The organism is Mesorhizobium sp. M1217, from assembly GCF_040318275.1.
In the GTDB taxonomy this organism is placed as follows: Bacteria; Pseudomonadota; Alphaproteobacteria; order Rhizobiales; family Rhizobiaceae; genus Mesorhizobium.
Genome location: NZ_JAMYMA010000014.1, coordinates 92,016 through 111,280, shown reverse-complemented (window position 1 = coordinate 111,280; position 19,265 = coordinate 92,016). Strand labels below are relative to the sequence as shown.

General features: G+C 61.4%; 18 protein-coding genes and 1 pseudogene. 6 read left to right on the top strand and 13 right to left on the bottom strand.

Annotated elements, in window-relative coordinates; translation table 11 throughout:
• Positions 1-28 precede the first annotated feature (28 nt).
• The 6 genes from kce to NKH37_RS22975 all read right to left on the bottom strand — a co-directional run bounded on the left by kce (position 29) and on the right by NKH37_RS22975 (position 7,572).
• Complete coding sequence (gene kce / locus NKH37_RS23000; protein ID WP_352791784.1) at positions 29-991, bottom strand: 3,5-dioxohexanoate:acetyl-CoA acetone transferase; 963 nt, start codon at positions 989-991, stop codon at positions 29-31.
• Positions 988-1,935: a 3-hydroxyacyl-CoA dehydrogenase gene (locus NKH37_RS22995; protein WP_352813373.1), complete on the bottom strand. Its 948-nt coding sequence runs from the start codon at positions 1,933-1,935 to the stop codon at positions 988-990. The genes kce and NKH37_RS22995 overlap by 4 nt, the downstream gene beginning before the upstream one ends.
• A 9-nt stretch (positions 1,936-1,944) precedes the next feature.
• On the bottom strand, positions 1,945-2,751 hold the full coding sequence (locus NKH37_RS22990; protein WP_023722268.1) for an SDR family oxidoreductase: 807 nt from the start codon (positions 2,749-2,751) through the stop codon (positions 1,945-1,947).
• Positions 2,752-2,764: 13 nt separating this feature from the next.
• Positions 2,765-4,837: an ABC transporter permease subunit gene (locus NKH37_RS22985; protein WP_353041398.1), complete on the bottom strand. Its 2,073-nt coding sequence runs from the start codon at positions 4,835-4,837 to the stop codon at positions 2,765-2,767.
• Positions 4,834-6,372, bottom strand: coding sequence for a sugar ABC transporter ATP-binding protein (locus tag NKH37_RS22980; protein WP_023722271.1), 1,539 nt, complete (start codon positions 6,370-6,372; stop codon positions 4,834-4,836). The genes NKH37_RS22985 and NKH37_RS22980 overlap by 4 nt, the downstream gene beginning before the upstream one ends.
• 72 nt (positions 6,373-6,444) lie before the next feature.
• Positions 6,445-7,572, bottom strand: a complete 1,128-nt coding sequence (locus tag NKH37_RS22975; RefSeq protein ID WP_023722272.1) for a sugar ABC transporter substrate-binding protein — start codon at positions 7,570-7,572, stop codon at positions 6,445-6,447.
• A 232-nt stretch (positions 7,573-7,804) separates the two neighbouring features.
• Between NKH37_RS22975 and NKH37_RS22970 the strand changes: the two genes are divergently transcribed.
• Complete coding sequence (locus NKH37_RS22970) at positions 7,805-8,485, top strand: GntR family transcriptional regulator (RefSeq protein ID WP_023722273.1); 681 nt, start codon at positions 7,805-7,807, stop codon at positions 8,483-8,485.
• A gap of 140 nt (positions 8,486-8,625) precedes the next feature.
• Here the strand turns inward: NKH37_RS22970 and panC are convergent, their stop codons facing one another.
• Together panC and panB are read right to left on the bottom strand one after the other, a co-directional pair.
• Positions 8,626-9,585, bottom strand: coding sequence for a pantoate--beta-alanine ligase (gene panC, locus NKH37_RS22965; protein ID WP_352549442.1), 960 nt, complete (start codon positions 9,583-9,585; stop codon positions 8,626-8,628).
• Complete coding sequence (panB, locus tag NKH37_RS22960) at positions 9,582-10,418, bottom strand: 3-methyl-2-oxobutanoate hydroxymethyltransferase (RefSeq protein ID WP_023722275.1); 837 nt, start codon at positions 10,416-10,418, stop codon at positions 9,582-9,584. The genes panC and panB overlap by 4 nt, the downstream gene beginning before the upstream one ends.
• Positions 10,419-10,866: 448 nt before the next feature.
• On the opposite strand from panB, the gene NKH37_RS22955 reads away from it, so the two are divergent.
• Positions 10,867-11,178, top strand: a complete 312-nt coding sequence (locus tag NKH37_RS22955; protein WP_023722276.1) for a hypothetical protein — start codon at positions 10,867-10,869, stop codon at positions 11,176-11,178.
• An 817-nt stretch (positions 11,179-11,995) separates the two neighbouring features.
• Positions 11,996-12,370, top strand: coding sequence for an FCD domain-containing protein (locus NKH37_RS22950; protein ID WP_352593159.1), 375 nt, complete (start codon positions 11,996-11,998; stop codon positions 12,368-12,370).
• 153 nt (positions 12,371-12,523) lie between these two features.
• Here the strand turns inward: NKH37_RS22950 and NKH37_RS22945 are convergent, their stop codons facing one another.
• Both NKH37_RS22945 and NKH37_RS22940 read right to left on the bottom strand, forming a co-directional pair.
• Positions 12,524-12,826 (bottom strand): hypothetical protein, encoded by a 303-nt coding sequence (locus tag NKH37_RS22945; RefSeq protein WP_352484671.1) that lies wholly within the window; start codon positions 12,824-12,826, stop codon positions 12,524-12,526.
• Entirely contained in the window at positions 12,823-13,485 is a 663-nt protein-coding gene (locus NKH37_RS22940; RefSeq protein ID WP_352484673.1) for a nucleotidyltransferase domain-containing protein, read from the bottom strand. The genes NKH37_RS22945 and NKH37_RS22940 overlap by 4 nt, the downstream gene beginning before the upstream one ends.
• Positions 13,486-13,792: 307 nt before the next feature.
• Between NKH37_RS22940 and NKH37_RS22935 the strand changes: the two genes are divergently transcribed.
• The gene (locus NKH37_RS22935) at positions 13,793-14,056 is read left to right on the top strand and encodes a hypothetical protein (protein ID WP_023722282.1); all 264 of its coding nucleotides are present in this window, start codon (positions 13,793-13,795) and stop codon (positions 14,054-14,056) included.
• Positions 14,057-14,111: 55 nt separating this feature from the next.
• Here NKH37_RS22935 and NKH37_RS34075 read toward each other — a convergent pair whose 3' ends face one another.
• Positions 14,112-14,702, bottom strand: coding sequence for a hypothetical protein (locus NKH37_RS34075; RefSeq protein ID WP_502895956.1), 591 nt, complete (start codon positions 14,700-14,702; stop codon positions 14,112-14,114).
• A gap of 229 nt (positions 14,703-14,931) precedes the next feature.
• Positions 14,932-15,345, bottom strand: a complete 414-nt coding sequence (locus NKH37_RS22925) for a Ros/MucR family transcriptional regulator (RefSeq protein ID WP_023722284.1) — start codon at positions 15,343-15,345, stop codon at positions 14,932-14,934.
• A gap of 83 nt (positions 15,346-15,428) precedes the next feature.
• Between NKH37_RS22925 and NKH37_RS22920 the strand changes: the two are divergent.
• A pseudogene (locus NKH37_RS22920) lies at positions 15,429-16,289 on the top strand (IS5 family transposase); the annotation flags it as partial.
• A gap of 201 nt (positions 16,290-16,490) precedes the next feature.
• Here NKH37_RS22920 and NKH37_RS22915 read toward each other — a convergent pair.
• A complete protein-coding gene (locus tag NKH37_RS22915; RefSeq protein ID WP_353041396.1) occupies positions 16,491-18,077 on the bottom strand; it encodes a serine hydrolase in 1,587 nt (528 codons plus the stop codon).
• 554 nt (positions 18,078-18,631) lie between these two features.
• Here NKH37_RS22915 and NKH37_RS22910 point away from each other — a divergent pair.
• Positions 18,632-19,249, top strand: a complete 618-nt coding sequence (locus NKH37_RS22910) for an alpha/beta fold hydrolase (protein ID WP_352958801.1) — start codon at positions 18,632-18,634, stop codon at positions 19,247-19,249.
• The last annotated feature ends 16 nt before the right edge of the window (positions 19,250-19,265 follow it).

The window sequence follows — 19,265 nt, the reverse complement described above, 5'->3', positions numbered from 1 at the left end:
TCCTCTGTTCGAACCTTGCAGAAACCGGTCAGAACGCGACCTGGTCGCCGCCCTTCAATGACAGGATTTCGCGAGCCTCGTCGGGCGTCGCCACTTCCATGCCGAGGCCTTCGATAATCTTACGGGCAAGCACCACCTGCTCGGCGTTCGATTTGGCAAGCTTGCCCTTGCCGGCCCACAGACTGTCTTCGAGCCCAACGCGAATATTGCCGCCAAGCGCTGCCGATTGCGCGGCAATGCGCAGCTGGCTGGCGCCGGCACCCAGCACCGACCAGCGGTATTGATCGCCGAACAGGCGATCGGCGGTGCGCTTCATATGGGCGACGTCTTCCGGGTGCGTACCGATGCCGCCGAGCAGGCCGAACACGGACTGTACGAAGAACGGCGGTTTCACCAGCCCGCGATCGGCGAAATGCGAGAGGTTATAGAGATGGGCAATGTCGTAGCACTCGAACTCGAAGCGCGTGCCGTTGTCGTAACAGGTCTCCAGTATGTACTCGATATCCCTGAACGAGTTGCGGAAGACCAGGTCACGCGTCGCTTCCAGGTGCGGCCTTTCCCAGTCGAACTTGAACGTTTCGTATTTGTCTACGAGGTGATAGAGCCCGAAATTGATCGACCCCATGTTGAGCGAGGCGACTTCCGGCTTGAACTGGGCGGCGGGCCGCACACGCTCCTCCACCTTCATGTAAGGACTGCCGCCGGTGGTGATGTTGATGGCGGCATTGGTGCCTTGCTTGACGCGCGGCAGGAAACGCGCGAACGCCTCCGGCGTCTGGTCGGGCTTGCCGGTCTCAGGGTCGCGGGCATGCAGATGCAGGATTGCCGCACCAGCCTCGGCCGCCGCAATCGCCTCCGAGGCGATCTGGTCTGGCGTGATCGGCAGATAAGGCGACATGGTCGGCGTATGGATTGCCCCCGTCACCGCACAGGTGATGATGATCTTGCCCTTGGCCTGCGGGGCGCCGGGCTTGCGGCTTGTTTCCATCATCGTCCAAACTCCTGATCCGATTTTTTCTTGTGCGCCGCTAGCGCCATCAGCCGACGGTCGCGCCAGACCTGCCGTTCGCCGAGTTCTTCCCGCGGCAGGCGCTTGCGGCGCTCGGCCTCGACCGTCTCCATGACCTCGCCGGCCCAGTCGACCCGACGCAGCATCTGCGGGAAGATGTTGGAATAGATCGTCTGGTAGCGCTCTACATAGTCGCGCACACCACCAGGCGCGTTGAGGTCGATCGTTTCGAACGGACCCATGAACGACCAGCGCAGCGCCAGCCCCTCGCGCAGGCCCGTGTCAACGTCTTCAACGCTGGCGTAGCCGTCGGCGACGAGCCGGAACGCCTCCTCCAACAGCGCGCCCTGCAAGCGGTTCATGATGAAGCCGTCGAGTTCGCGCTTCATCACCAGCGGCGCGTGGCCCGCTTCGACAAGAAAGGCGCGGGTTCTTTCCACCGTTTCGGCGGAGGTCCATGGCGCCGGCACGACTTCCGCTGCCGGGATGAGATAGGGCGGATTGATTGGATGTACGACGAGGCAGCGATGCCGCGCCTGCAGATGATCGGTGAATTTCGACGGCAACAGCGCCGAGGTGGAACTGGCGATCACCGCCTGCGGACCGGCAAGGGCGTCGATCCGGGAGAACACGTCACGCTTCACCTCCAGGTTTTCGGGTGTGTTCTCCTGGACGTGGACGGCATCGGCCAGGGCCTCGCCAAGCTCCGCCACAATGGTGATGCGGCCAAGCACGGCATCGACCGCCTGTCCCCGCAGCAGATCGTTGGCGGCGAGGTCGCCGAGCACGCCGGCGATATAGTCGCGCGCATCGCTGGTCGCGGCCGGCGCCTGGTCCCACATCCGCACATCATGCCCCGCGCGAGCGAAGCTGATCGCCCACGCTCGCCCGATGAAACCGCTTCCGACAATTGCTACCTTCGCCATGATTGCCCCTCAGAGTGTCTCGACATTGCCGTCGACGCCAAGCGATTGGCCGGAAATGTTGACGCCCGCATCGGAAAGCAGGAAGGCCACCATCGCCGCGACATCGTATGGGCTGGTCATCCGGCGCAGCGAGATGTTCTGCAGATAGCGTTGTGTCATCTCCTCGTTTGACACGCCGAGCTGCTTTGCCCGGTCGGCAATGACCTTGTCGATTCGCGGCCCTTCGATGATGCCGGGCAAGATGGCGTTGACCCTGATCCCATGCGGTCCGAGTTCCTTGGCAAGACTCTGGGTCAGGCCGACAACGCCGAACTTGGCAGCCGAATAGGGGGTGCGGAACGCGTAGCCATGGCGGCCGGCGGCCGAAGACATCGAGACGATCGAGCCGCCGCCCGCCGCCTTGATCAGCGGCACGGCACGCCGCGCGCACAGGAACTGGCCGGTCAGGCAGATATCTATGCAACGCCGCCAGTCTGCCGGATCGATCTCGTCGACGCCGCCGGTTGGCCCGGCAATGCCGGCATTGTTGATCAGGGCGTCGAGCCCGCCGAGCTTCTCCTTGACGATCTCGAACAGTCGGTCGACATCGCCGTCGCGCGAAACGTCGGCCTTGACTACGGCGGCGAGCGTAATTCTCTCTGGAGCAGCGGCCAGCGCCTCGTCCGAAATATCGCAGATCGCGACGCGTGCGCCGAGCCGCGATAGCGTCTCTGCAATGGCAAAGCCAATGCCGCCAGCGCCCGCCGTGACCAGCACGCGCTGGCCTTTGAGCCCGGTCAGGAATTCGTCCGCCGATGCCGGTGAGCTTGAGCTCATTGTTCCATCCCTTTCACTGAATCCGCCTTTCGCGCAGCGCCATGACGGCACCGAGCACCACCAGCCCAAACAGAATCGCCCGCGTCGCATAAGGCAGCGTCGTGCCGGCGAGCAGCATCTGCAACGCGGTCAGGAGCAGCACCCCACCCAGCATGCCGAGATAGTGGCCACGCCCGCCGGTAATCAGCGCACCGCCGACCACGACGACGGCGATGGAGGGCAGTAGATAATCGTCGCCCATGCCGAGGCTGGCCTGGCCGGAAAAGCCGGTCAGCATGATGCCGACGATCGCCGCGCAGACCGCCGACAGCACATAGACGAGGATGAGCGTGCGACCGACCGCGATGCCGGAGAGCTGGGCTGCGCGCAGGCTGTTGCCGATGCCATAGACGCGGCGGCCGAAAGCGGTGCGGCCGAGCAGCAGTACGGCAAATACGACGAAGGCGATCATGAACAGCACCACCGGCGTGATGGCGAATATTTTGCCGGTCATGAACCAGCGCAGCATCGGCGAGGAGAAGCCGGCCGGCGTGCCTTGCGAGTAGAGCAAAGCGAAACCTTGCAGAATGCCGTTGGTGGCCAGCGTCATTACAATTGGCGAAATGCCGAGGAAGACGATGCCGATGCCGTTGGCGAGACCGATCAGGCAAGCGATGAGCAGCACCGCCGGCAGCGCATAGGCAAGTGCAGCATCCGATCCGTTGACCATGCCAGCAAGCAGGATGCCCGAGAGGCCGATCGTCCACGGCAGCGACAGGTCGAGCCCACCGGTGAGGATTACGCTGCCCTGCCCAAGCGCCAGGATGGCAAGGAAGCTCGACAGCACGAACAGCGAGTTCCAGTAGTTGAAATTGACGATGGCGCGTCCGAGCCAGATCTGGGTGACAATGACGACGATGGCAAGACAGACATAGGCCGGCAGCGCATAGCGCAGCGTCTCGGCGTTACGGACATGGAAGGCAGGCCGCCGCGCCTGCTGCTCGCCGGCGCTGCCTCGCGCGATTCTCAGTCGCCGGTCGGTGCGATCGATCTGCGAGGGCAGCATTCCGGCGCGCCAGGCGGCCAGCCGAGCCCGCAGCGCACGCAGTTGGCGGGCAAGCACGGAGCCATGCGACAGCGAGCCGGCAAGCACGGCAAGGATCAGGATTGTGCCCTCGGCGATCGTCGAATAATAGGCCGAGACGTTGAGCACGAGCAGGATGTTGACGACCATCATCAGGATGTAGGCGCCGAAGACGGTGCCGACTGGCCCGCCTTGACCGCCGCCCAGCCTTGTGCCGCCGACGACGACTGCCGCGAACATCGACAGCAACAACGGGTTGCCGACCAGCGGATCGCCGCTGCCGGTCTGGGCGCTGATGAAAACGCCGGCAAGCCCATAGCAGCCGCCGGCAATGACATAGACCAGGAAGCGTACGAGAACGACGCGCACACCGACCGCGGCGGCGGCATCCGGGTCGCTGCCGACCGCATAAAGCGCCGTCCCGAAGCGTGTTCCTTTGAGCCAGAACCAGCCGAGCAGGACGACGCCGATGACCACCAGCGGCATCGGTATCCAGCCGGCAATGGCATCACCGAGATAGAAGGCGCCAAGATCGGGCGAGACGAAACCGCCCGGCTTGTCCATGACCAGCAGCGTTACCCCCTGCAGGATGAACATGGTCGACAGTGTGACGACGATTGGCTGCATGCGCAGGACGGCGATGAAGAAGCCGTTGAAGGCGCCGACCAGCATGCCGACACCAATTCCGGCCAAGGTCCACAGCGCGACACTCGTGCCGGTTGCCATCGGATCCATGCCTTTTGCCAGAACGACATTGACCAGCGAGATCACCGCGCCCGCGGACAGGTCGAAACCGCCGGACAGGATGACAAGGGTCTGGCCGATCGCCGCCAGTGCGGAAGTGGCGCCGCCGCTCGATAGGAACGAAATGTCGAAATAAGTGAGCCGCCCGGCACTGACCAGATCGACGATCAGCAGGAGCGCCGCAAAGACGATCGCCGCGATGATGGCGCCGCGATGCCGCGCTAGGAGCCGCGACAATGTCGCGGCCGGTGCCGCGGCGGCCAAGCTCGTCACACTCATTCCGCCGCCTCCCGGACCATGTCCCGGTGGCCAAGCGCCGGCCGCATGATCGCGCCTTCGGTGATCTCGTCGCCGGCAAGCTCCGCCACGAGATGGCCGTCATAGAGAACGAGCACCCGGTCGCATTGATGGACCAGCTCGGGAATTTCGGTTGAATGCAGGAGGATCGAGCCGCCGGCCGCCACATAGTCGCGCATCATCACATAGAGCTCGTGCTTGGTGCCGACGTCGATGCCGCGGGTCGGATCGAAAAGCAGCAGGATCCGGCTTTCGGCGACCAGCCATTTGGCAATGGCTATCTTCTGCTGGTTGCCGCCAGAGAACGCCCCTGCCCTCGTCCATAATGCACTGCGGTCGACCTCCACGGTCGAGAAGGCGGACTGTACGGCCTTTGACTCCTCGTCTGTTCCAATCAGGCCAAACCGGGTGAAGCGCGCGACGACCGGCAGCGATGCATTCTGCCGGCCCGAGAGCTTCAGGAACAGGCCCTCCGTCTTGCGGTCCTCCGGCACCAGCCCGATTGCCATATTGGGCTTGAGCGCATCGGCGGGCGAGCCGAGCCATACTTTGCGGCCGTCGACCAGGATATGGCCGCGCTCGATCTCGGCCATGCCGAAACAGGCGAGGAACAGGTCGAGCTGACCCATGCCCTGCAGCCCGGCAATGCCGAGGATCTCGCCCTTGCGCAGGTCGAAATCGACGCCGTCGAGCTTCCTCCCCGTCTTGAGATCGCGCACACCGAGCACCGGCGGACCGAAGGCGGCCTCACTTTGAGGTTTCGGCGGGAAGGTCTGGGCGATGCTGCGGCCGATGATCTTTTCGATCACCTCACCATCCGAAACATCGGCAACCGGCGCGGTCACGATGTGGTGGCCGTTCCTGAGAATGGTCAGCGTGTCGCAGAAAGCCCGCACCTCGCGCATGCGATGGGTGATGAACACGACCGTGGTACCGGCCGCTTTCAATTGCGCGATGATGGCGCCCAGCCACTCGACATCGCCGCCCGACAGCGTCGAGGTCGGTTCGTCGAGCAGGAGGATGCGCGGCTTGCGATAGAGCGCGCGCGCGATTTCGATCTTCTGGCGCACGGCAAGATCGAGCGTCGCCACCTCGGCATCGAGATCGACCGAAAACCCCAGATCGGAAATGTGCTTGCGGACTGCCTTGCGTGCCGCCGAGCGCCTGATCAGGCCGATCGGGCCGGCGGGCGCGTAAGGCAGCAACATATTGTCGAGAACGCTGAGATCGCGTACCAGCGTCATTTCCTGGAAGGCCGTCTGCACGCCCTTGGCGTGTGCGGCGCGCGGCGAACCGAGGGGTGCGGGTTCGCCAAGAACGGTGATTTGCCCTTCGTCGGGCCGTACCAGCCCCGACAGCAGCTTGACGAGGGTCGACTTGCCCGCACCGTTCTCGCCAAGCAGGGCATGCACGCTGCCGGAAGCGATCTCGAAGGAAACGCCATCGAGGGCAACTGTTGCGCCAAACGCCTTGCGGACGCCCTCTATGCCGACAGCTGTCGAATGCGCTGACATCATGATCTCAGTCCCAGCCCGCATGAAAGCTGCGTGGAGCGCCTCGAAAGCACCCCACGCCCCACTTCGGAAGGCCTACTCCTCGGGCTGGCCTACAAGGGCGGCCGCGAGACCGATCTCAGGTGTCTGATCGGAGAAGATCGAGGCGAACCAGCCTGGGTTCGAGACCAGCGACGGTTTGAACGCATTGCAACCAGCCTTCATCTCCGCCCAGGTGCCCTCGTCGCAAAGCTTTATCGTCTCGTTGGTGACGACCGGCAGCGGCAGGATCGTCTTCTTGGCAACGTGCTTGCCTTCAAGCGCCTCGACGGCAAGCTTGAGAGCGAGCGCCCCGGAATAAGGCGGCGAGGCGTAGGAAATGCGCGGCGCGCCGAGCGGCGCATAGGGAGAGGTTGCGCCCTCGACCTCCGTGCCCTCCGGCAGCATCTGGATGCGCCCGCCATTGGAGCCCTCGCCGGCGCAAGGCAGGAGTTCGCTGACCTTCTTGCCGGCCTCGAGCTGCATGGAATTGGCAGTGAAGCAGCCTACCTGCATCCACAGCCCATTTATGTCATCCCAGCTGCGCGTCGCCAATATCTTGGACAGTTCGGTACGGGCCACCGCCTGGCTCCACATGCCGACAGCTTCGCCGACGATCTTGATGTCGGGATGCTTGGCAAACACCTCCTTCGCGGCCTTGGTGCGCAGATCATCGACCGACGTGCCGGGAACGCCGGTCACCGCGATGATGTTGCCCTTGCCATTAAGTTTCTTGACCAGCCACTCCGCCGTCACCCGGCCAGCCTCTTCCTGGTCGATATGGACGTTGTAGGCGCAGGGCTCGGTGATCTCGGCATCATAGGCAAACACCTTTACCCCCTTGTCGCAGGCGTTCTTCACCACCTGGTTGAGCGCTGTCGGCGAGATCGGGAAAATCACGATGGCTTCGGCGCCTGCCTGCACCATCGCGTTGATCTGCTGGATCTGGCGCTGTGCGTTCGGCCCCGCCACCTGAACCTGGAGGTCGACCTTGTCGGCCATGCTCTTGTGCGACGCCATCGCCTTGAGCATGTTGGCGGCCTCGGCCTGCCAATCATTGCCGATGAAGCTCATGCTGAGAAATATCTTGTGCTTTCCGGCCGCTTCGGCGGCGGACGTACCACAAACGCAAACAGCCATGCCGGCAAGCAGCGCAAGCCGCCGGGCTTTCGATCCGATACCCATTCGAAACTCCTCCCAGTTCAGACGACCGAATGCCTCCCAAGGGTACGAAACGTACTCCTTGTCATTCGATGCGGCTGACCGTATCATGATTTGATCAAAGATCAATGATGAAATGGCTAAGAGGGAAAAGTCGGAAACGCGGGCGCTTGACGCGGCAATCCGAACCTTGCATTCCGGACACAGGCGCCGGGTATGACAAGAGCGTCGCCCGAATGGGGGAAGGTTGACAGAAATGGCTGGGGCGGCATTCAGGAAGCCGGGCGTCGAGATCACGCCGCTGTCCAGGGAAACCCTGCAGGACAGGGTTTACCGGCACGTTACCGAGTTGATCCTCGACGGCAGCATCGTTCCAGGTGAAATGGTGACGGTGCAGAGCCTCGCAGACGCTTTCGGCGTCAGCCCGATGCCGGTTCGCGAGGCTCTGAGGCGTCTGAGCGCGGCCAACGCCTTGATGGTGGTTTCGGGCCGTTCGATCGGTATCCCGGCATTAAGTCGTGCGCGGCTTATCGATCTTAGGAACGTCAGGTTCGAAATCGAGGCGATCGCCGCCGCATGGGCCGCAGAACGCATTGACGATCACGGCGTGATGCTGCTGGGCCAGCATCTGGAGGCACTCGAGCAGGCCAATGCCGCTGGCGACGTCAAATCCTATCTCAGGGCCAATTACGCCTTTCACTTTTCCATCTACCGGGCCGCGGGCTCGGAAAACATGCTCAGCATCATCGAGAACCTGTGGCTGCAGATCAGCCCCTATTTCAACATGCTGCACGATTCCGGAAACTATTCGACCGCCAACCAGCACCATCAGGAGATGTTTGCAGCGCTGCGAGACCGCAACGCGGAGGCGGTCCGGGCTGCGGTTCGCGCTGACATCGACGCGGCTTTCACTGTCCTGATCAAACTGCTGAAATAGTCGCAGGTCGCCAAGCCCGACATGGCGGGACGGTGATGCTCACCACGAACCGAACCGCCGAGCATCAGCGGGCATTTCCGGCGCCTTGCTGCGGTGATTCATCCAGAGGGGACGATCCAGCGCTCACAGGGCCGAGTTGGTCAGGGGTAGCGCTTGCCAGAGCCTACAAGCTCATCCTTGAATGCTGGCGTTGCGGTGTGACCGTCGGCACGGGTGAAGGCATGCCCGAGCGGCTTGTCAACAAGAACGGGAGACGGCAGTGTTCTGACGTTATCAATGAGCCGCGTTTCGCCGAGCCAGGCCGCTGCAAACAGGCGTGCCGGCCGATCCAGGCTTGCTATCGGTTGCAGATCTGCCTCGCCACGGAGTTCCAGGTACTCGACCTCGCGATAGCCCGCGGACAGGATCGCTGCGCGCGCGTCGGCAAGCGTTGGCAGGACGGGAGAGCCGTTCGAGAGCCCCGCCGCCGTATCGAGTAGGACCGATGCTAGCCTTGGGGCGACGGCGCGCTCTGCCGGCGAGAGCCGGACATTGCGCGATGACAAAGCGAGACCATCGGCTTCCCGGACTGTCGGACAGGGGACGACGGTGATCGGAATATCCAGGTCCCGGACCATGCGCCTGATAAGTTGAAGCTGCTGGAAGTCCTTCTCTCCGAAAAAGGCGAAATCAGCGCCGGTCTGCAGGAAGAGTTTTGCAACGACGGTCGCCACCCCATCGAAATGGCCGGGCCGGAACGCACCGCAAAGGCTTTCACTGACGCCGGACACGGACACGGTCGTGGCGAAGCCGTCAGGATACATCTCAGTCGCATCCGGAACATAAAGCAGGTGGGCGCCCAGCCGCGTGAGCTTTGCAGCGTCTTCGTCTTCCGTGCGGGGATAGGCGGCAAGATCCGCCGCACTGTTGAACTGCTTGGGATTGACGAACAGCGTCACGATCACGCGATCGGCCTTTTGAAGCGCAGAACGCACGAGACTCAAATGCCCTTCATGCAAGGCTCCCATCGTAGGCACCACGGCGATATTGGCACCAGAACGGCGCCATCCCGCCACAACGGTACGAAGCCCGGCAATGGTGCGGACGATCGGCACGCTCACGCGGTTTCTCCGGCCTGCGGCGCGTCGGCGAAGAGATGTTCGGCCGCCGGAAAGCGCCCTCCCCGCACATCAGCCGCATAAGCCGCAATGGCCGCTTCGGCCTCTGAGCCCAGTTCGGCATAGCGCTTGACGAATTTCGGACGAAAACCGGTGAACATGCCCAGAATATCGTCGACGACCAGAACCTGGCCGTCGCAGGCGGCGGAGGCGCCGATCCCGATGGTTGGAATCGTAACCTCCTCGGTTATTCTTCGTGCGAGCGGCTCGGCCACCTTTTCCAGCACAACGGAGAATGAGCCGGATTCGGCAACAGCAACAGCGTCCCGCAAAATCCTGTCGCCGTCTCGGCCCCTGCCCTGGACCTTGTAGCCGCCAAGCACATTGATCGCTTGCGGTGTCAGCCCGACATGGCTCATGACGGGGATGCCGCGGGCAATGAGAAAGCGGATCGTGTCAGCCATGCTCTCGCCGCCCTCCAGCTTGACCGCGGCGCATCCGGTCTCCGCCATCAGCCGGGCGGCGTTGCGAAAGGCCTGTTCGCAGCCCTCCTCATAGGAGCCGAACGGCATGTCGACGACCATCAGCGCCCGTTCAAGACCGCGGCGCACGGCCTTGCCGTGCATGATCATCATCTCCAGCGTAACTCCGAGGGTTGACGTCAGGCCATGAAGCACCATGCCGACGCTGTCGCCGACCAGGACCACGTCGCAATGCCTATCGGCGAGGCGCGCAACCGGCGTTGTATACGCTGTTAAGCAGACAATCGGCATCTTGTGCTTTCGGGCCGCAATGTCCGGCGGCGTCAGCGCCTTTGTTTCGACCGCCACACTCATCGGCACATTCCCTTGGGCCAAGTTCCAGCGGTGACGGTTTTGCATAGTTCTGTGCAGGTGCGAAGGCCAAAACCGCACTGCATCAGAAAAGTTTGTGCGTCGCGAAGCAGGCTCTCCGCAAAGCAAAGACAGAGGGCCAGCGTTTCTCTGCTTCGGTGATCCTGCGCGACAACCGTGTTGCTGATCGGCTGAGCAATCGGGCTCCGGCCGTTTTCAACTCGAACAGTTCAACTGCCGCACGGCGGTTCACGCCAGAAGCGACCTTGGTTGCAAGCCTACCCGAAATGCGTTGTGACGGAAGCATGCGCCCGCACTCCAGACACTACGATTTGAATCAAAATCGCTGGTTCGACTCAGTTCCGAAACAAGGTGCACGCTGGCGGTGTTGGCATCTTCCGCATATTAGCAATCCCTTGACTACCGTCAAAGCCGCTCCAGAATCAGGGGCATGGCTTGGGAAATTGCGGACATCAATATCGGCGATGAGGTGGCGATCACCGTGACGGTGCTGAAGCTCCTGGACGACGGAAGAGCTAGCGTCAGCATCCCCTCCTATGGTTTTCCGCATTCGATCCCTGCTCCTAAAAAGTCCAAACCAGGTGACGAGCTCCAGCTCACTGGCGAGGTCACGCGGGTCGACGAGGAAAATCGAAAGGTGACCGTGAAAGCTGGCGGGCTAATCACCGTCGATGCTGATACGATCATCGACTGGACGCCTGTCCGCCGCAAAAAGATGTCGCTCAGAGATGAGGCGGATTAGCGAACGCAGATCAAACCATCGATGCCGAAGACAAGTCCGCAAGGCCTGGCCGCCCTTGCTCTGGTGCGCGTGGCATCGAGGAGACCTGCCCGGCCGGCGTGCTGCCGATCGAGGAGGCTGTCTTCCTGCTCTTATGGCCAAGAGCCCATGCATGAGGGTGAGGCGCTTGCCAGGGCTATCATTGAAACAGTTGAACGGCTAACTGCTTGCGGAAAGGCAATCGGCCCCAGGTGGCGCACTGTACGAAAATTACCAACTTCGTTAGCCGGGAACAAGCACTCTACATCAAACGTTTTTTGCGCGAGAACTCTCCTCCGTTCTCCAGTCTGGCTGTAAAGGCCCGCTGCTCTGCACGGGCAGCGGGCCTGAGGGTTCGCACATGCCGCAGCGCCAGCGTACCAATCGCACCTGCCTTAGTCCTCATGATTTGGCTATTTGCCAGCGCGTTTTCGATCAGATTTGCGCAGACGAAGACCTCGACCCTTTAAGCCAACAGGGCAAAATCCTGGCGGAAACGGTAGTGGCGACTTTTCGAAATGCTTACACTGACGAGCGGGAACTGCTGAAGGCAGTCAGGTCTCATCGAGGAAATTGAGCGGCAAAATTTCACCCGACCGACAAGGTCGGGCTTGACCCATTCGGCCTTGTCCCCGGAGCAGGCCCGGAAGCTAACGAGGCCCTAACTGCCAACAAGATAGGCGTCACCGATTGCGGCGTCGCTGTGTTGACGGTCGTTTTGCGCCCTCATCATTCCGCTCTTGCATAGCAGTCCCAGTCTTCAGCCGCTGTTCCCGTAGTCTGGCCGTTTTTGCGTCCCGTGCCGTACGCTCAGTGCGGTCCTTGCTTTCCTGATGAGCAGCCATGCTTCACCTACGTTTTTTGCTGGTGCCCAAACCTTCGTCAAAACCCGCTGTTCCACTCCGGATCCTACCTCAGGGCTAACTACGCCTTTCATTTCTCCATCTATCGAGCCGCGGGCTCGGAAAACATGCTCAACATCATCGAGAACCTGTGGCTGCAGATCAGTCCCTATTTCAACATGCTGCACGATTCCGGAAACTATTCGACCGCCAACCAGCACCATCAGCAGATGTTTGCAGCGCTGCGAGACCGTAACGCGGAAGCGGTCCGCGCCGCGGTTCGCGCTGACATCGACGCGGCTTTCACAGTGCTGATCAAACTGCTGAAGTAACATTCAGGTCGCCGTAAGCGACATGCCGCCTCCATTGCTGATCAGACTTCCAGTTCTTTTTCCGCCCACTCCGCGAACTTTTCCAACTTGTCGAGCAAGCTCTCCGCTTCGGGTAATGATTTTGCCCTGATTCCGTATTGAGTTTCGTCCTTCTCATCGAGGATGCTCCGCAACCTGCTGGCCTGCGCTGCAGGAAGGCGATTTCCAAGCGCGTCGCATGGTTTTCACCACGGCCGCATGATCCGCGCGGTTGATCTTTCCTGCAAATCGGGCAGTGAGCGCATCGGCGTATGCTATTGCCGCATTCACGATCTGCGACATAGCCGGATTTCCGATGTCACCCGTTCCGGACATTGCCACCTCTAAACGGGCAGCCTTCAAATATGAGCGGGCGATGCGCAATCGCCCCTCGCCAAAGCCTGTCTCGACTGCTTTCGTCGCACCTCTTCTGGTCATGCCAACGCCTGCCGGCGAGTTTTTGTTGCGAGTTCGTCCGGGCGTGAACCCAAGACGAGCAGGGCATTGGCTTCGACCCCGCCCCACCACGGGTCTCGCGTGCTCGACAGCCTTGCCACATCCTCCGGAGTGAGTCCCACGACCGAGGGATTGAAGCCAAGCTTTTGACCTTGGGTCACCAGTGCCTCACGGATTTCTTGGAGCGCGCTATCTAGCTTTTCGGATGGCGTAACCACTGCGATGTCGAGATCGCTGTCTGGACGGTCCTCGCCCCTCGCTACGCTGCCGTAAATCCAGGCCGCGAGTACTTTCGGCCGAACTGCGGAGACCGCCTCAGTGATTACGGCGCGAATATTGGAATACCGAAGCGCCTCCTGCTCGAAGAGAGCTTCCAGTGATGTCGCCAGCGGATGGCGATCATTCAACCGGTAAAGACGAGCCCTGCCCGTTCCCTCCGAAGATACGATGCCAATCCCTTCCAAGGTTGCGAGAGCAGACCACACGCTTGCCCTTGCAAGCCCGCTACGAGTCGCAAGCAATGGAGAAGAAAGCAAGCCGCCGTGGCGCGACAATTCCCGGAGCAATCTTACGCTTGCTTCGGTGCCGAGCATAATGGTGAGTGGATAGCGCAAAGCGCTTTGAGCGGTCGAGCGTGCCATGCGCAAGTTCCTTCTGCTGTGGACTCATAGCACATCAAATCGTCGGATATCAAATCGGATGTTTTGTTTTCTAAACGAACGTCCTGTTGTCTGAATCCTGGGCGGTTGCTGCGCCACGTTTGCATCTGGACCTGATGCTGGTCGCCGTCGGCCATCTGTTCAGAGGATATCGGCGGCTTGGGCAACCCGCTCCAAGTGTAGATAGTGTTCCGCGACCTGCACGGGCTCCTCAAAACGGTGGTCTTGCATGCGCACCTCCCGAGTCTCGAACACGACTCAATCCTCGGTCATGTGACAGGTTCCTGCCATGTCTGATCATATTCTGCCCGGTCAAAAGAAGCCCAAGCTAATCGTCGTAGTGGCGTTCGATCGTGGCGAGGACGGCGAACTGTTTCCCGCCTTTGGTCCCGCCGATCAGCAAAGCGAGGAACGCGCAATCCGCACCGGTCAGGCGCTCGCAGGGAAGCACGTTGGCGTAATCGCATGGAGCCGCGACGCCGACCCGGCTATTGGCGACTATGGCCCGCCGACCGTGCTATTCACCTGCGGTGACGTGCCGGATATGGAGTAAATTCAGCCCCGAGATTCCATTTCGCGGCGTTCGGAGAACTCCCCTTCACTGCCCTTCACTGGGTATTTTGTGAATCATTTATTGGGTAACGCCGCTCTTGGCGATGCGCTCTTCGAAACTCGGGGCCGGCCCGACGTGCTGAAGCACTGGCCAGCGTCCATCGCGGCGGCAGCTTCTGGGCTAAGCGGATGCCTTCTGTTACTTGCGGACGTTTGATGTGGCGCAAAGGATCAGCAGAAGCTAACATATCTTGTTCTTGGAGGCTGTCGTGCGTACGAAACGTTTCAGAAAGCCCGTCATCATTCAACCCGGCCGGATCGATCGCGACAGAGTTGTTGCGTCGGTATCCGACGCGGCCGAAGTTCTGCTGAAGGATTGGCCGAGGCCGGAGGGCAAGTCGCGGCGCGCCGCAATCGAAGCATGCCTTGCCGTAATCCGTGGAGAAAAACCACCAAGGATAGCACGCCAGGCGTTCATCGCTGCTGCCAAGGAGGCCAGGATATTGCTCGGGGAAGAAATTTAGGCTTACCCAGCACCCGTATGGCCATGCCCTTGAAGCACGGAGCGCTGCTGGATTCAGCGGCTTTGTTGCTTTGTGGCATCGAGCAGAGCTTGATGTATCGATGTAGTGCGATTTTATCGACATGATTTGATTATCTGTCGAGGGCGACGATGTATCAGCTCGACTTGTCGATCGCACATTGATCGACCTCTCCTGCCCCCGCCAGGATACGAGGACGTGAAGACGCAAGCAGTGCTGAAGCTTGTGTTGTGGCGTGAGCGGCGCTTACTGAACTGCGAAGCCAGGCAGCTCATTCCCAGCCACGCCACCTGGACCATCTAGACCTGATGGCATGGCCCGAATTCGTGCACTGTCAGGCTTTGGCCTTGCGCTTTGCTGGTGCTTTCTTTGGCGGCGTTTTGGCAACCGCCCTGCGGCCGAGACCGGCAGCTTTGGCCAGCGCAGACCGCTGAGCCGCATAGCTTGGCGCTACCATAGGATAGTCCCGCGCCAAACCCCACTTGGCTCTGTACTCATCAGGTGTCATGCCAAGCAAGCCCAGGTGGCGCTTCATCGACTTGAACTTGCGCCCGTTCTCAAGGCTTATAATGTATTCGGGAAAGATCGACTTCTTAGGATTTGCCGCGGGCGTAAGTATTGGCGATGGTGCAGCGACCGGCTCATCGAGGCCAGACAACGCAGAATTAACACTGGCGATCAAATTCGGCAGATCCGCCACGGGCGTTGCGTTGCTCTGGACATAGGCTGCGACGATATCTGCTGTCATCCCTAGCAGGCTGTTGAAAAAGTGGCTCGCAGCGAGGACGTGAGCGTGATTCAGTGTCTCCGGAGAGATTCGGAGAACGAGGCATGCGCGGTGGAGACGAACGGTCTGGCGAACTGTTCAGTTATGTTGATCTCGAGGCTCGGGTGCGGCGCGATCATCCGTTGCGGCGCATTCGGGCGATTGTGAACGAGGCGCTGGCGGCGTTGGAGCGGGACTTGGCGGCGCTGTATTCGCCGATGGGGCGGCCTTCGATCCCGCCGGAAAAGCTGCTGCGAGCGATGCTGCTACAGGCGTTCTACTCAATCCGCTCGGAGCGGCTTTTGATGGAACGGCTGGAATACGACCTTCTGTTCCGCTGGTTCGTCGGCATCGGCGTCGATGACGCGGCCTGGGACCATTCGGTGTTCTCCAAGAACCGCGACCGGCTGCTGGAGGGCGACATCGCCGCAAAGTTCCTGAGCGCGGTGCTGACGCAGCCCAAGGTCAAGAGGCTTCTGTCAACGGATCACTTCTCGGTCGACGGGACGCTGATCGAGGCCTGGGCGTCGATGAAGAGCGTCAAGCCGAAGGACGGCTCGGGCGAGCCGCCGGCTGAAGGGGGCGGGCGAAACGCGGAAGCGGACTTCCATGGCCACAAGCGCTCGAACGACACACATGCCTCGACCACCGATCCGGATGCCCGGCTCTATCGCAAGGGCAAAGGCAAGGAGGCCAAGCTGTGCTTCATGGGACATGGCTTGATGGAGAACCGCCACGGCCTGCTGGTCGACGCCTGCCTGACACTGGCCGACGGACATGCTGAGCGGGTGGCCGCACTGCACATGATCGAACCTCGAGCGGAGCGGCCACAGGCGATCACGCTCGGCGCCGACAAGGCCTACGACGCGGAAGACTTCGTCAATGAGCTGCGCTCGATGAGGGTGACGCCGCATGTAGCGCAGAACAAAGCTCATGGCGGAGACCGGCTGATGGCCAAGGTCAGGGCCACCGCCGGTCGGTGGCCACCACCCAGGGTGGTTTTGATCCCAACGAGACGAGGCGCTTTTTAAGACACTGCGGCTCTGTCTGGCGAGCGCCCACGAGGCTTTGAAGCGTGAGGTCGACCGACGGCATGGGGTGTATGAAGCACTCGACGCCTTCACCCCCTACCTCTGAAAATGCCCCAACTCGTTCTCATTCAGATAGTCCACCGTCATCACCCGCGCGCGAATGCCGCCGGGGGAACCGACGAACTTCACCGATGACAGCGAGCCGGTCGGCGCGTTCTCTCCGCGGGGCGTGAGGGCGTAGGTGTCGCCGTCCCAGTGCTCGAGCGTGAACTGCATGGGCTTGGGGCCGAGTTCGAGCATCAGCTTGTCGCCATCGGCCCGCACGGTGGCGGTGTCGAAATAGTTGCTCGTATATTGGCCCTCGTAGAAGGATGGACTGCGCGCCTTGGCGGGGTTCGTCGGCTTGACCTTGCCGGCGAGGTCGCCCACCGGCTTGTAGTAGCCCATGAACCGCGGCTTCATGTAGGGATACCAGTCGCGGGTGATCTGGCCATATTGCACGATGTCCATGAAGCTGGCGGCGACCGCCTCGGCGGCGCCGACGGGGGAGCCGTTGGTGAGCACGACGATGCCGACGTCGGCCGAGGGCAAGATCTGGAAGGTGGTGCCGGCGCCGAGCAGGAAGCCGCCGGAATGGCCCATGGTGGTGCGCCCATTGGCGTTCACCCCCACATTGAAGCCATAGCCATAGGAGCTGGCCCGCGTATCGGGCGTCTCGCCGCGGTAGGTCACGCTCTGCGGTGTGATGGCGGGCTGCAGGATCTTCGGGTCGATCATGGGCTGGCCGTTATAGGTGCCGTCGCCAAGCAGCAGGATCATCCACTTGGCAAGATCCTGCACGCTGGAGGAGACGCCGCCCGCCGGCGCCTGCTGGTCGGGATCGCGGTCATAGAGCGGCTCGAACACATTCTCCGCCACGCGCGCATGCAGCAGGGCGCGGTTCTTGCCGGCGGCCATGAAGTCCTCGTGCCGATAGCTGCTCGAGCGCATACCGAGCGGATCGAACAACAGGCTCTTGGCCAGCGGCTCCCAAGGCTGTTTCTCGGCGTGGGCCACTGCCTCGGCGCCGATCGTCGTGCCGAAATTGGCGTAGTGATAGGAGATGCGGAAGGGATCGAGCGGCACCATCCACAGGCCGCCGACGATCTGCTTGCGCTGGAAGCCGAGATCCTCGAGCTCATCGCCAGCCGCCATTGGCAGGCCCGAGCGATGGGCGAAGAAATCGCCGATGGTGGCGTTGCCCGAGACATAGTCGAGATTGAGGCGGAAGCCGTCCCAGACCTTGCCGACCGCGGTATCCCAGTCGAAGCTGTGGTCCTTCGTCATGGCGATGGCGGCCACCGTGGCCGAGATCGATTTCGACACCGAGGCGACCTGGAAAATGGTAGTGCTGCTGACCCTAGAAGTGTCGTCCCGGTTGTCGCGAAGGCCATAGCCTTCGTCAAAGATCATTTTGCCGCCCTGCACCACCGCCACGGCGAAGCCGGGAACGTCGGATGCTTCCTTGACTTTCTTGACGATGTCCGACAGGGCGGCCACAGCCTTCTCGACACCGCCGGGATACAGCTGCACAGCATCCTGCGGCGGCGACGGCCCAAGCTCCGGCACGTAGGACTGCGCGGCTGCCATTGCGGGCAGCATGGTAACGAGGGAAAGTACCAGGAGAGCAGCGGCCTTCTTCATTGCATGTCCTCAAACTTGCACCGGCAGATGATCGGATCATACGCGGCAAGATGAAAGATGGTTACAGTTATTTCTACTGACATGTTTAAGTCCAAAGATCAGACAGCGACCGCGGCTGCACGCATGTGATTGCGGGACCTGGTGAAGTATCCGCGTTACCTACGCGGGCGGCAATTGGATGGGACTGCGCGGGAGAACGTCACGTTCCAAGGCCGGGCGGCAAATGGCATCTAATCAGGAGTTGTTCGCCAACGGGCTGGCGGCCAACCAGAAAGTCATGGAAGCCAATTATATGGCCCATCGCGAGGCCCTACGGCCTGCTGCATGGGGTCCGATGGCCGAGGGGCCGGGACGCTTCGTCTTCACCGATCTTGCCTGCGGCACGGGGCCCGTTTGCTGTCCGTCCGGTTATTGCCGCGGGACCAGTTAAAGCCGCCATTCGGCTCACGACCTCTTCTCGGAAATACGTGGCAAGTTCACATCCCGCGGAAGCCGACATTGAACTGCCTCTCCCGTTTACACGTTTGGCAAATGTTGCGAATGGAGGGAGTTGCATGTTTGAAGGTTTCTCGCTGGAGCAGATCAAACTTCTGGATGCGACGCTCAGAGTGCGGGTTGGTGGAAGGGGCCCACCGCTTCTGATGCTGCACGGTCATCCTCGCACCCATGCCACTTGGCATCGCGTGGCGCCGATTTTGGCTGAGGAATACACCGTAATTTGCCTGATCTTCGCGGTTTCGGCCAAGCCCTTTGACATGCCTGACCATTCGGGCTCGTCTAAAAGGTCCAATGCCCGCGATTGCTTAGCCCTTATGTACTATCTGGGCTTCGATCTCTTCGGACTTGCGGGTCAGGACCGTGGGGCGTACACCGCATTTCGGACAGCAATGGATCATCCGGCATCCGTCAGCCGGCAAGCCATTCCGATCGGCATGCGCTGGCGCGATGTGACGCTCGGTTCGCATCGGCTTGGTGGCATTGGTTCTTCTTCGCTCAGCCTGAAAAGCCGGAGCAGGCTATCCTTGCCAATCCAGACGCATGGTACGGCGGTGATCCCGCGGAGATGGGCGCGGAGGCTTACGCTGATTTCTCGCCTCGATCCACGATCCGGCGACGGTCCACGGCGTGATCGAGGACTACAGGGCCGGGTTAGGCATAGACCGACAACATGACGAGGACGACCGAGCC